Origin of the sequence: Levilactobacillus cerevisiae (assembly GCF_003946245.1) — a bacterium.
Lineage (GTDB): Bacteria > Bacillota > Bacilli > Lactobacillales > Lactobacillaceae > Levilactobacillus > Levilactobacillus cerevisiae.
On the sequence record NZ_RHNN01000001.1, the window covers coordinates 134,937 to 147,701 of the forward strand.

Below are 12,765 nucleotides of genomic sequence, written 5' to 3' on the forward strand. Positions count from 1 at the left end.
CCTGGTTATTTTTAGGCTAACAGCTAATCGTTTCGACAATTCCTTCATTAACCGTTTAAAGGTCAAGGGCCTTACTCACGCTCCGCATCTTCCGCCAGCTCCAACCAAATCGTCAGTGGTGAGGGGATGTAATCCGGCCATTTTTCCATTTTCTTAGCGCAGCGGTCCAGCAAGTGGCATTTGCCATCGGTTGCGAGATCCTCGAACACCGTTAAGGCCTGCGTGTTGTCTTCTAGATCAACTTTCAAAGTTGGCGCACTGTGACGCCATTCTTCAATTAAATCCTGGTAAATCACGATGCGGCGGGCCTGCAAAATGGTGTAGTCCACACCTTCCACGTGAAGTTGTTTGGTGAACAGGTCGTATTCGTCAAAGACCGCCGTTTGGGCCCGTTGCCAATCAGTTTCTGTAAAATCAGTTTGTTGTTCTTTCATCTTCGTCGACCTCTTGATTCACTATATTATGTAAAAATAACGAAATCTTGTGGCATGGATCAGTCGTGCTAGGTTCATGACTCTCCCAATAGTATAGCATTTTACAAGCAAATAGTAAGCCGTCATCTTGGACTGGCAAAAGGGCCGCGACGTTGTCGCGACCCTTTACTGCTTATTTTTCCCAGTGGCACAGGGTGTAGTGATGACTCTTAGCCCATTTCTTAGTGACATGTTTCAGTTTTCCAGCATTGCTTAAGCCCCGGCAAGTCTTGTCGTAGTGGTAGCGGAAACCATGATGGGGTGCGATCCAAACCTTAACTGACTTGGCTTGCGCATCAGGAATTGGAGCGGTGAGGGGTTCAACGACGCCACCTAAGGTAAAGGTGATGGCGATGATGGTCAGTGCTTTGCGTAGTGTCTTCATGTGAATTTTCCTCCCTGGGGAATCAATTGGCAGCTTTTAAGGTCTTCAGAATTTGGACTGTGGCTTAACTGGCGTGACTGTAGCCGGTGTTGTAGTCGATGGTGTAACCCGGTTCGACATTGAAAATGTAAACGTTGAAATGAATTTCATTGGAGCCAAGTGACTGGGCCCGCATCTGAACCCCGCGGGCGACCAACTCGTTGCCGCGGAAGATAGGCGTCACCGTGTACCGAACGTAATTGGCCTTGCTGGCGTGCAGGTAGGTGGCGACATCCATTTCGTTGTGGAGCATCAAGGGACTGTTCAGGGTCCGCGTCCCGGTCATCAGATTCTTGGGATTATTATTTTGGCCGGTGAATTGGTAGCCAATCAAATGGCTTCGATTATACAACCAACCATGTTGGGTCCGTTTGTTGTGCCACCCCGTGGGATCGACCGTTAAGGATTCGCGGGCTGCGTGTGGCATCAACGACTGGTTGAGGAGTGCAGCGGCCCCGGTGACACGGTTGTTGCTGTCTAAATTGTGATAGGTTTGCCAGGCACCATGTGCCTTGGACAATTGCTTACGACTGAAGCCGGGGTTGTTGTGATTGACAGTGATTTCCTGAGTACCGCTATAGGTTAGCGCTGCCAAATTCGTCTTTGCTTTAGGCTTCGTGGTTGTGCTGGCTTTAGAGGTCGTCTTCTTGGCGGCCTTTTTGGTTTTCAGCTGCGCTTTACGGTGGGCCAACGCGGTCTTTTCACTGGACAGCCGGGTACTTTCGGCGGCGTTAGCTTTCTCTAACTTTTTAGCCGCTTGTTGGGGGTGATGATTGTAAACGACTTTGGTACTGGTCTCGTTGGCGGCTGCGGTTTCTTTGTTGCTGGTGCAGCCACTGAGGCCTACCAGGAAGAGACTCAGCAGGGTGAAGGTCATTGATGTGATTTTTTTCATAAGTTAGCGCAACGCCTTTCTGTAGCCGGCCGCTTTGGCTTGCGCTTCCGTTTGGAAGTAAACGGCGTTGCTACTATTCATGTGGTAGCCGGCTTGACCAGGCACATGATAAATTTTGGAATTCTTGTTGCCGATAATCTTGCCATCCTTGCCAGTCGTTAAATTGCCCTGGGTGTGTTTGGCGTGACTGGTTTGCGTCGTCGCCTGGCGCGAACTGGCGGCGGCCTCACGACTAGCAGATTTTGCTGCAGCGGCTTGTTGGGCGGCCGCTTTCGATTCCTGCTTAGCGGTGGCGCGGCTGGCCGCCTGACTGCTACTCAGCGCCTTGCTGGAAGCGGCAGCGACAGACGCTGCTTGTGAGCTGGACTGGTCGTCTAACTTTTGGCTGGTAGACGCTTGTTGACTCGCAATAATTGCCAGTCGTCGGGATTCCGACTTGGCCCGCGCTAACCGCTGAGTACCCACTTGGACGGTCTTTGTTTTGACGGTCGGTTGGGGATTGCTGGCAGCTAACCCGACGATTCCGCCAAAGAGCGCGAAGAAAATGAAGGTGCTGCCCATAATTTTTCGCCGATTGGGCCGCTTGAAGGCCCAGTAGGCGGCGCCACCCCAGAGGATGACCCAGATAAGTGCAAATGTCATATGTACGACTCGCTTTCTCTTGATTTGCCAATCTACGTGTAAGCATCGTGTTCAAAATGGTTGTGACCCATCACCAATTCTACGGGGCGAATGCCTTGGTCGCAAGACTTTTTTAAATTATTTCTAAAGATTGTGGTTATTGACGAAATTTTGCGATTTATTTACGTCGCTAATAAAACGATTGGGCAAAAGAAAGAGCCTGGGACAATCCCCAGACTCAGACGGCTCTAATCCTATATTGTGAAAACGTGGGGCAGAAGCCAGCTAAGGTTTTTGTTCCACTCTCGAATTATTTTGGTTGTTTGAGCAGTTCCACAATTTCTTTCAAATAAGTCTCTTCCTGCGTTGGCACCGGTTCACTGGGTTGCTCGGCTGGTTTAGCAAGCACCTTATTGAGCAGCTTGATCAGCAGGAAAACCACAAACGCGATAATCAAAAAGTTGATGACGGAATTAATGAACGCACCGTAGCGAAAATGGGCGCTACCCACGGTTAGGACCAAGTTAGAGAAGTCGATGCTCCCAACGAAAATTCCTAGCAGGGGGTTGATCAGGTTGGTGACCAGTGAGTTCACAATTGCGGTGAACGCTGCCCCCACGATGACCCCAACGGCCAGGTCCATCACGTTACCACGGGCAATGAAGTCTTTGAATTCTTTTAGCACGAATGACGCCTCCTCTGATGATTTGCCTCCTATTCTTAACGATTTGCTAAGAAAATGCAACCAAAACGCTGGGGCTAGAACGTTTTGCCACCGATGTACAGGAGACTGGGGATGCAAAAGCTAGCGCGATGACTTAAAATGAAGGGGAATAGTTGCAAGCACCCTGAGGAGGGACCCCGTAATGGCCAAGATACAGTTGAGCGATTCATTAGTAGATCTGTTGCGCCGGAAGCAGTTAGCCACCAAAGACCTGATTTTGTTAACAGATGATGGTGGTGGCAAGTATTCCTTACAGGGAGGTGCCTGTACTATCGGCACGAACTTCACGTTGATTGTCATTGATGCACCAGATCAGGACTATCCGATTCCGTTGGAAAATGCTCAAGGCATCCACCTGTGGACGTCGACGTACGATTTGATATTCTTGGAAACTGGCGTCAAAATGGACTACCGCAATGGTCAAATCTCAATCAAGGACGACGCGCATGCGCTGGATAATGCCGTGCAGATTGCCAATGGTGCGGACGTGTTAGCGGCGTTTGCCCAGGGGATTAAGGTGAACGGATCGTCCTGTTAGTCCGCCTAGTTTTGACGATACTAAAGTTGCTTGATTTTTTCTGGCGCAACTGGTTTAAAACCCCGTCAAAGTATAGTACAATAACAATGTAAGTGGTTTCAAGTCGGTGCCCGCCGTTTGAAATTTTTGCAAATATGATTGAAAAAGTTCGGGTAGCCAGACATTTTGCTTGCAATCTATTTGAAAATCAACTATTATCAATTATTGATACATTTTAAAGTGTTGGGCAACCGAGTCGGCCTATAGTAGGCTGAGAACCCAGTAGATTGTCATGAATTAGGAGGTGATTACCAATGCTGAGTCGAACCAAAGAGTTTTTACGACAAAATAATTATCGCTACGAAAAGTCGTACATCCGGCCATTAATGGCGCCAGAGAGCGTCTACGTCTTCAAGTTCGGGCAAGATTCACTCAATAATCGGGTAATCATTCGTTATGGTCACACGTGGACCGGCCGTCAGCGAATCAACGAGATTGATTTGCGACTGCACAAGCAAAAGCACCCACGCGTGTTTCAAAATGAGGCGGATATGTTAGATTACTTGGAAACGCATCTTGCCCAGCGGGAACAACGCCACGCTGACCACACGAGCGATGCCGAGAAGGTCTAGGACCGTTTTTGTTAATTATTTTACGTTTAGCGGTGAGCTGGGGACAAGATAACTTGTTCCTGGCTCTTTTCTTTAGCCCGAATTTTGGCAATTCTAGCGTGACTCCTTTATAATAAAAAGGACAGTTTGTTGAGCCAGCGTAAGTCGTTGGCGGGGTGACAGATTAGCCCTATCGATTTAAACGATTCAAAATAAGACAAAAATAAATGATTTAACTTAAACGCCGAGGAGGACGAAACATTATGGAATGGACCGAAGTCAGTGTCATTACCACGAACGAAGCCGTGGAGGCCGTCAGCAATATTTTACAGGAGGCCGGGGCCAGTGGTGTCAAGATTGAGGATGCGGCCGACTACGCGAACCTGAAGCCGGGCAAATATGGCGAGATCGTTGATTTGGACACGATTCCCCACCGGACGACCGGGGCCGAAATCAGTGCTTACTATCCCGAAACGGTGTTTGTTCCAGAAATTTTACCCACCATTAAACAACGGGTCAGTGAACTGGCTAAATTTGGGCTTGATCCGACACCCGGAACCGTGACGACCAAGGCCGTTGATGATGAGAGTTGGGCCACTGCTTGGCAGAAATACTACCATCCAGTCCGGGTCACCCGTTACTTAACGGTCAGTCCTAGTTGGGAAAACTATCAACCGGTTCAAAGTGACGAGCACGTGATTCGTTTGGATCCGGGGATGGCCTTTGGTACGGGGACTCATCCCACGACGCGGCTGTCCATGACCGCCTTAGAAATGGTTGTGCGCGGCGGCGAAACCATGTATGACGTTGGGACCGGGTCAGGCGTGCTGAGCATTGCGGCCAAGTATATGGGCGTTAAGGATATCACGGCTTTCGATTTGGATGAGGTTGCGGTCCGTTCGGCAAAGGCCAATTTGGATTTAAATCCCATTGCGGCTGATGTGGTGGCGAAGCCTAATGATCTCTTGAAGGGCATTCACCAACCGGTTGATTTAGTCGTTGCCAATATTTTGGCCGAAATTATCTTGCCCCTGATTCCCCAAGCGTGGGAAAACTTGCATGAGGGTGGCTATTTCCTGACCTCTGGCATCATTGCGGACAAGTTAGCCGAAGTCGTGGCTGCCCAAGAAAAGCAGGGATTTATCATTGATAACATTTTACAGATGAAAGATTGGCGTGGCGTGATTGCCCACAAGCCAACGGAGGATGAATAAACATGCAACGGTACTTCTTGGAAGAAACCAGTCGAGATGGCGAACAGCTCACTTTACCAGCTGCTATCTATCATCACTGGGTCACAGTACTCCGGGCAACCGTCGGCGATGAAGCAGAATTTGTCGACGCGACCGCGCACCTGTTTCAAGGTGAATTAACCACCTTGGCAGCTGACACGGCGACGGTAACTCTAACGGCGGTGCCCACGCCAGCTGTCGAACTGCCGGTTGACGTGACCATCGTTTGTGGGTTACCAAAGCAAGAAAAGGCCGAGTGGATCACGCAAAAGGCGACCGAGTTAGGTGTTAACCAAGTGATTTTTTATGCATCCGATTGGTCCGTTGCCAAGTGGCAAGCCAATAAGGTCGACAAAAAATTGGCCCGGTTGACGAAGATTGCGCATGGCGCTGCGGAACAGGCCCACCGGTTGCGGCGGCCCACGGTGCGTTACGCCAAGAATCTGGCAACGGCCCTAGAGGCACCGCATGACGTGGCAGTCGTTGCTTATGAAGAATCAGCCAAACAGGGCGAACAGAGCGCTTTGAATCAACAGTTACAGGCTATTAAGCCAGGACAACGGTTGTTGGCAGTGTTTGGACCTGAAGGTGGCATTAGCCCGGCAGAAGTTGCGAAGGCCCAGGCGTTGAACGCCACGTTGGTCGGCTTAGGCCCACGCATTTTGCGGACCGAAACGGCGCCTTTGTATTTCTTGTCGGCAGTCTCCATGGTGTTGGAGCTACAACAGCCACGGTAGACTGGATAGAGAGTCAAAACTCATGAGCCTACAGTTGGCTCACTTCCACCTGTGTAGAAGGTGGCCAATGATTGCAGATAATCGTTACCAGTCCAACGATGGTCACATCAGTGTTGGGTTGACAAACGGTTGTAACCGGAGGAGGCCAGAGGTGCAGGCAGCTGTGATAACGGTGTTAGCTGGGAACCAGCTTACAGCGTGGGACGCGTTTGGAGACTGCTGGGTTTTGGCAGGCTTCAAACCGAGCTGGAGGACCGTTCCTCAGGCCGCAGGCGGTCCCCATAGACGCCGGAATCTCTGGCAGCCGCAGGTGGTAAGTTTTAACCAATTTTGCGGATTGAATCTTTGTTAGCTGGCCCGTTCTAATTGTCCTTAAAGGTTCAACACTTAGGATTAGTCTTAAAATTAGGCCGGATGGCCGGTCACAGGGTGTAATCTCACTCGAAACATGCTAAAATAGTTGCAATTATTAAGAGAGATGGGTGAGTGGGATGGCTTTTTTGGAGAGAATTGGGTGGCGCTACTGGGTGGTCGCCATTGTGATGGGACTGGCACTGCCAGCACTGGCGACGGTAGTTGGGATTAGCGCCGTTATGCGCTTTGGCCTATTATTGATTATCATCAACGGTTGCTTAGCGATTGTGTTAGGACGGTTGATTTACCGGAAGGCCCAACCAGGCTGGTGGCTGTTGATTTGGCCACTGATCTACCTAGCAGGTTCCCTGTGGTTCTTACCACAATATACCTATTATTTTGCTATTGTTTATTTATGCGTTTCCTATTTAGCTTACGGGTTAGCACAAGCTAAAAACGGCACAAAGTCATAAAGCACAACGATTAATTTTAAAAAAACTAAGGGTGGTGGCGTCCGTATGACCAAAGAACGCGTCTGGACGGCTAAGGAAGTAATTGCCAGGGTCAGTAAATATATGAATGCGGAACACGTTGAAATGGTGGTCAAGGCCTGCCATTTTGCAACGGTTGCCCACAAGGATCAAATCCGTCAATCTGGCGAACCCTATATCATGCATCCCATTCAGGTGGCCGGAATCTTGGCGGACCTGAACATGGATCCCGAAACGGTTTCAGCTGGTTTTCTGCACGATATTGTGGAAGATACCGGCGTCACACTGAGTGATGTGCGTGAGCTGTTTGGTGATGACGTAGCATTGATCGTTGATGGCGTCACCAAGTTGGGAAAGATTAAGTATAAATCTAACCGGGAACAGCTGGCAGAAAATCACCGAAAACTGTTGCTCGCCATGTCCAAGGACATTCGGGTCATGATTGTGAAGTTGGCCGATCGTCTCCACAACATGCGGACGCTGGAGCACCTGCGTCCTGACAAGCAGCGACGAATCGCCAACGAAACGTTGGAAATTTATGCGCCATTGGCTGACCGTTTGGGGATTAGTACCATCAAGTGGGAACTGGAGGATATTTCCCTGCGTTATTTGAACCCGCAGCAATATTACCGGATCGTTCACCTGATGAATTCCCGGCGAGATCAGCGGGAGAAGTACATTGCGGGCGCGATTAATGATATTCAGGCGTCCATCAAGGATTTGAAATTGAAGCCCGAAATCTACGGGCGTCCCAAGCACATTTACTCCGTTTACCGGAAAATGAAGGATCAACACAAGCAATTCAGCCAGATTTACGATCTGCTGGCGATTCGGGTCATTGTCGATACCATTAAGGATTGTTACGCGGTACTGGGCGCGATTCATTCACAGTGGAAGCCCATGCCTGGCCGGTTTAAGGACTACATTGCGATGCCCAAGGCCAATATGTATCAATCTCTGCATACCACGGTTATCGGTCCCGAGGGCAAGCCGTTGGAAGTTCAGATTCGAACGAAGGAAATGCATGCCGTCGCTGAATTTGGGGTTGCGGCGCACTGGGCTTACAAGGAAGGGGTCACGGATAAGGTCGCTGAGACCAATTCTGGTGACAAACTGAACTTGTTTAAGCACATCATTGAATTGCAGGAAGATACCGATGATGCCTCCGACTTTATGGACAGCGTCAAAGGCGAACTCTTTGGCGATTACGTATATGCATTTACGCCTAAGGGGGATGTTCTGGAGTTGCCCAAGGGCGCGGGGCCACTAGACATGGCCTACGCAATCCATACCGAGGTCGGTCACCACACGACTGGTGCCACGATCAACGGCAAGATTGTCCCGTTGAACTATGAAATTAAAAATGGGGACATTGTGGATATCCGAACGTCCAGCAGTTCGGCTGGTCCCAGTCGGGATTGGTTGAAACTGGTATCAACGCGCCGGGCACGGAACAAAATCAAACAGTTCTTCCGCGCTGCCGACCGTGAACAAAACATCGTTTCCGGTCAGGACGCCGTGGAACGGACGATTCGCGACTTGGGCTACGATCCGAAGGGCCTGATGACCAAGGAAAATATGGAACAGGTCACGGCGAAGATGCATTACCAGCACGCGGATGATTTGTTGGCCGCCATTGGCTTTGGCGACTTACAACCGCGTGGTGTCGCGAACCGTTTGACCGAGGGTGTGCGGCAGGCAGAAGAAGACGAACGCCGGCGCCAAGAAGAACGGGAACTATTGGAAGAGCATCAGACAATCAAGAATGATACCGACAATGACAAAAAGGATCGGAAAAAGTCTAAGGACTCTGACGGTGTGGTCATTGAAGGTGTCGATAACCTCTTGATTCGGTTGAGCCACTGCTGTTCACCAGTCCCGGGTGACGATATCGTTGGATATATCACCAAAGGCCGCGGCGTGTCGGTTCACCGGCAAGATTGTCCGAACGTGAAAAACGCGGAGCAAAACGGTGAGCGCTTAGTGGATGTTCGCTGGGGCAACAAGGCTGGCGATAAGACCAACTACAACGCCGATATCGAGGTTCAAGGTTACAACCGTAATGGTTTGTTGAACGACGTTTTGCGGATGATCAACAACAATACCAAGTACCTGACCTCAATCAACGGTAAGGTTGACCACAACAAGATGGCCACGATTTCCATCAGTTTGGGTACGCGGAATCAAATCGATTTACAACGGATTTTGGATAATATTAAAAATATTCCGGACGTTTACGTGGTTAAGCGGGCGTTCCATTAAGGAAGGGTCAAGCGATGCGAGTTTTACTACAACGAGTCAGACAGTCCAGTGTGTTAGTTGACGGGGCCGTGAAGGGATCAATCGCAGAGGGGTACTTGTTACTGGTCGGCGCGGAAGACAGCGACACCAGCGAACAGGTCGACTACCTGGTTCACAAGATTACCAAGTTGCGCGTCTTTGAAGATGAGGACGGCAAGATGAACAAGAGCATCGAGGACGTGGATGGCAGCATCCTGTCCGTTTCCCAGTTCACCCTCTACGCCAACACCAAGAAGGGCAACCGGCCAAGCTTTGTAGATGCCGGCGACCCAGCCCACGCAGAGAAAATCTACGATGAATTCAACGAAAAGTTAGCGGCAACGGGCCGTCACGTAGAAACAGGTGTCTTCGGCGCAGACATGCGCGTGGCCTTGATTAATGAAGGACCTGTTACGATTTGGTTTGATACGGATGAGAAGTAGAGTGCGGAGCGAGCCGGTTAGACTCTGAGCATTAACGTGGCTAAGGGAATATCCCTGGGTTTGGGATATTTTCTTAGCCGGGTTAAGCGCAGGAGACTGGCTCGCGTAGCACGTTTCAGAGGCTGCCAGACTCGGGATTGTTCCGTGTAGAGCTAGTCAAACGTACTAAAGGAATGGAAACAGAAAGATCGAGTACCCAAGCTAGGTGTCGGGTTAAGCGCAGGGACCTGCCCCGCGTAGCACGTTTCAGAGGCTGCCAGACTCGGGATTGTTCCGTGTAGAGCTAGTCAAACGTACTAAAGAAACAAAACCGAAAAGACCTAGCACTAAACCCAGGCCCAGCGGAACGATTGCTCGCACCAACCAATTCAACCCGCTCCAACAAACCACAACACCAAAAAACGGCCAGCTTCTAACCAGGAAACTAGCCGTTTTTTAAAGGAGGAAAAACGTATGCGTTACCAACAATTATTTTGGGACTTTGACGGTACCTTGGTGGATACTTATCCAGGAATGGTCGCCGCCTTTGGTGAAGCCCTTGAGGCTTGTGGCGTCAGTAATTTTGAATTAGACCAAGAAGAAATTTACCGGGCAATGCGGCAACACAGTCTGGGCAACGCCCTCCAGCGGTTCACAGCCGAATTTCGTTTGAATCGTGAGCGATTAACGAAAGTCTACCAGAAACAGGCAGCGCCCCGTGTGAAGGATGCACCAGCCTTTGATGGCGCCGCGGAGCTGTTGGCAGCAACGGTCGCTGCCGGTGGGCGTAACTTCTTATTGACGCACCGGGATCATCACGCTATGGATCGCTTATCACAGCTGAACATGGCGCAATACTTCAGTGGTGCGGTGACCGCCGATGACGACTATCCCCGCAAACCGGATCCAACAAGTCTGTTGGCGCTGGCGAAACAATACAACGTCGACCGACAAGAGGCGTTAATGATTGGTGACCGTAACCTGGACGTTCAGGCGGGACACCGCGCGGGGATGGCGGGCGCTTTGTTTGACCCGGAACATTTGATTGTCGATGAAAGTCAGCCGGAGATTCGGGTGATTCGGTTCGCTGAGTTGCAAGATTGGTTGACTGAAGAATAGCGTCTTCTGGTACACGTTTCAGTAATGTAAGTTCCAAAGTAAAAAGAGGCTGCGACCAACAAACAAAACGTTGGCCACAACCTCTTTCTTAGTGCTTTAACCGCGCGACAAAATCTCATTCACCGCACCGCCATAATTTTCCCCAAACAAATTCAAATGGGCCAGCAGGTAATACAGTTGATAGTGAGGCAACCGCTCAGTGTACCCCGCAGTAAACGGATAGGCGTCCGTGTATCCGCGATAAAAGTCTGCGGAGAAGCCACCGAAGATCGTGGTCATGGCGATGTCGAATTCACGGTCGCCGTACAAGACATCGGGATCAATCAACGTGGGCGTGCCATCACTGGTGAACAGGTAGTTTCCCGACCACAAGTCGCCGTGCAACAAAGATGGGGTAATCTCACGTCCCTGGTTCTCGGCAATAATATTTTGCCGAACACGGTCATACGCAGTCTGGCGTTTGGGATTCCAGAGGTTGTGTGTTTGCGCGCGTTCCACCAAGGGGTCGAGGCGCTGGTTCAGGTAGAAGGTGGTCCAATCAGCCTGCCACTTGTTGTGTTTTGGCAGTTTACCGACCAAGTTATCCTGATCAAAGCCAAATTGCGGGGCCGTGACGTGGTGCACGCGAGCAACCGCTTGGCCCAGTTCATACTGGCTGCCGTGCCCGGTCTCAAGAAATTCTAAAACCAAGTAGGCATCCCCGGCGATTTCGCCCGTTGCGAGGACGTCGGGGACGTTGACGGCTTGCCCAAGGGCCTGAAGCCCAGCAACCTCATGGGCGTAAAAATTAGCCGACGTGTGAGGTTGCACGAGCAAGAACGCCGGGCCCTCCGCCGTGGTTAGGCGATACGCCAGATTGATGTCGCCACCGGATACGGGCGTCGCTGCGGTCACTGCTGGTAGGGGTAACTGCGCGAGCCACGCTGAATCTACTGTCATGTTAAGATCTTCTTTCAGAAATTAGGATGCTGATTGAAAATACTTGCTGAGGCCAGCCACGACGCGGGTCGCTACCTTTTGCTGGTAGGCAGAGCTCCGAATGTAGCTGAAATCCTTCTTGGTGTTGATGTAGCCCATTTCCAACAATAAGGCGGGCCGGTTGTTGTCACGGATGACCTCAAAGTTGCCATACTGGACGCCCCGGTTGGTTAAGCCTAAGTCGTTCATCTGGCTATTGACGTCCGTGGCCAGCTCGTAAGACGTGTTGCGGTGGTAATAATAGGTGGTGGTCCCGGAGCCCAAGTTGTCTGAAGGCGACGAGTCAAAATGAAAACTGATAAAAGCGCTGGCCTGATTTGTGTTGGCTAAAGCCGGCCGATCTGCCAGACTGACCGTCTTATCGCTGTCTCGCGTCATGATGACGTGCGCACCACGAGCACGGAGCTGTTTGGCCACTTGTTGCGCCATGGCTAAGGTGTAGGTCTTTTCATCGTGCTTCTGGTCGATGGAGAGGGCACCGGAGTCACTGCCACCGTGCCCGGGATCAAGCACAATCGTGGCTTCAGACAGGGCCGTCGCGCGTTTCAGGTTACCTGGGTGCTTCACTAACCAACTTGCGACCCAGCCAAAATGATTTTGGCTATCACGAACGTGGTACCAATTATTTTTTTCACCTAAAATGGTCAAACGGCTGTTCTTTTTAACCTTGTGGGTGACGGAATAGGTCAGCCCGGGACCATTACGCAGGTTTAGATTACTAACGGTAGCGGTCACGGAGTTGTGCTGGATAAAGGCAAAGAGCAAGCCCCCAGCAACTAAGAGAATGACCAGTCCGGTGACCAAGCCGGGCCAGTTGTGTGATTTAAAGTGCATACTGTGTCTCCTTCAATAAATTAGTTTTTATTATACCACGGCGGCTGGCAGCA

15 protein-coding genes are annotated in these 12,765 nt (G+C 50.6%); 8 read left to right on the forward strand and 7 right to left on the reverse strand.

The genetic code is table 11. The annotated features are described in order from the left end of the window. Nucleotides 1-71: 71 nt before the first annotated feature. The 5 genes from EKM99_RS00645 to mscL form a co-directional block, all read right to left on the reverse strand. Complete coding sequence (locus EKM99_RS00645) at nucleotides 72-434, reverse strand: hypothetical protein (RefSeq protein WP_125579880.1); 363 nt, start codon at nucleotides 432-434, stop codon at nucleotides 72-74. Nucleotides 435-606: 172 nt separating this feature from the next. Next, nucleotides 607-858: a hypothetical protein gene (locus EKM99_RS00650; RefSeq protein ID WP_125579882.1), complete on the reverse strand. Its 252-nt coding sequence runs from the start codon at nucleotides 856-858 to the stop codon at nucleotides 607-609. Nucleotides 859-922: 64 nt separating this feature from the next. Next, nucleotides 923-1,792 carry a DNA/RNA non-specific endonuclease gene (locus EKM99_RS00655; protein ID WP_125579884.1) on the reverse strand — a complete coding sequence of 290 codons (870 nt, stop codon included), beginning with the start codon at nucleotides 1,790-1,792 and terminating at the stop codon, nucleotides 923-925. A 3-nt stretch (nucleotides 1,793-1,795) separates the two neighbouring features. Further along, nucleotides 1,796-2,434: a sunset domain-containing protein gene (locus EKM99_RS00660; protein ID WP_125579886.1), complete on the reverse strand. Its 639-nt coding sequence runs from the start codon at nucleotides 2,432-2,434 to the stop codon at nucleotides 1,796-1,798. Between the two features lie 289 nt (nucleotides 2,435-2,723). Beyond that, the gene (gene mscL, locus EKM99_RS00665; protein WP_125579888.1) at nucleotides 2,724-3,098 is read right to left on the reverse strand and encodes a large-conductance mechanosensitive channel protein MscL; all 375 of its coding nucleotides are present in this window, start codon (nucleotides 3,096-3,098) and stop codon (nucleotides 2,724-2,726) included. Nucleotides 3,099-3,279: 181 nt separating this feature from the next. Between mscL and EKM99_RS00670 the strand changes: the two genes are divergently transcribed. The 8 genes from EKM99_RS00670 (at nucleotide 3,280) to EKM99_RS00705 (ending at nucleotide 10,900) form a co-directional block, all read left to right on the forward strand. After that, nucleotides 3,280-3,675: an iron-sulfur cluster biosynthesis family protein gene (locus tag EKM99_RS00670; protein WP_125579890.1), complete on the forward strand. Its 396-nt coding sequence runs from the start codon at nucleotides 3,280-3,282 to the stop codon at nucleotides 3,673-3,675. Nucleotides 3,676-3,968: 293 nt separating this feature from the next. Further along, entirely contained in the window at nucleotides 3,969-4,286 is a 318-nt protein-coding gene (locus tag EKM99_RS00675; protein ID WP_125579892.1) for a hypothetical protein, read from the forward strand. A 242-nt stretch (nucleotides 4,287-4,528) separates the two neighbouring features. Next, nucleotides 4,529-5,479: a 50S ribosomal protein L11 methyltransferase gene (gene prmA, locus EKM99_RS00680; protein WP_125579894.1), complete on the forward strand. Its 951-nt coding sequence runs from the start codon at nucleotides 4,529-4,531 to the stop codon at nucleotides 5,477-5,479. 2 nt (nucleotides 5,480-5,481) lie between these two features. Next, nucleotides 5,482-6,234: a 16S rRNA (uracil(1498)-N(3))-methyltransferase gene (locus EKM99_RS00685; protein ID WP_125579896.1), complete on the forward strand. Its 753-nt coding sequence runs from the start codon at nucleotides 5,482-5,484 to the stop codon at nucleotides 6,232-6,234. Nucleotides 6,235-6,725: 491 nt separating this feature from the next. Then, nucleotides 6,726-7,061, forward strand: a complete 336-nt coding sequence (locus EKM99_RS00690) for a hypothetical protein (RefSeq protein WP_125579898.1) — start codon at nucleotides 6,726-6,728, stop codon at nucleotides 7,059-7,061. Nucleotides 7,062-7,106: 45 nt separating this feature from the next. Further along, nucleotides 7,107-9,341: a RelA/SpoT family protein gene (locus EKM99_RS00695; protein ID WP_125579900.1), complete on the forward strand. Its 2,235-nt coding sequence runs from the start codon at nucleotides 7,107-7,109 to the stop codon at nucleotides 9,339-9,341. Between the two features lie 14 nt (nucleotides 9,342-9,355). After that, nucleotides 9,356-9,802 carry a D-aminoacyl-tRNA deacylase gene (gene dtd, locus EKM99_RS00700; RefSeq protein ID WP_125579902.1) on the forward strand — a complete coding sequence of 149 codons (447 nt, stop codon included), beginning with the start codon at nucleotides 9,356-9,358 and terminating at the stop codon, nucleotides 9,800-9,802. A 453-nt stretch (nucleotides 9,803-10,255) separates the two neighbouring features. Then, a complete protein-coding gene (locus tag EKM99_RS00705; RefSeq protein ID WP_125579904.1) occupies nucleotides 10,256-10,900 on the forward strand; it encodes an HAD-IA family hydrolase in 645 nt (214 codons plus the stop codon). A gap of 96 nt (nucleotides 10,901-10,996) precedes the next feature. On the opposite strand, the gene EKM99_RS00710 is transcribed toward EKM99_RS00705, so the two are convergent. Together EKM99_RS00710 and EKM99_RS00715 are read right to left on the reverse strand one after the other, a co-directional pair. Then, nucleotides 10,997-11,839, reverse strand: coding sequence for a fructosamine kinase family protein (locus tag EKM99_RS00710; protein WP_125579906.1), 843 nt, complete (start codon nucleotides 11,837-11,839; stop codon nucleotides 10,997-10,999). Between the two features lie 21 nt (nucleotides 11,840-11,860). Then, complete coding sequence (locus EKM99_RS00715) at nucleotides 11,861-12,712, reverse strand: N-acetylmuramoyl-L-alanine amidase (RefSeq protein ID WP_125579908.1); 852 nt, start codon at nucleotides 12,710-12,712, stop codon at nucleotides 11,861-11,863. Nucleotides 12,713-12,765 lie beyond the last annotated feature (53 nt).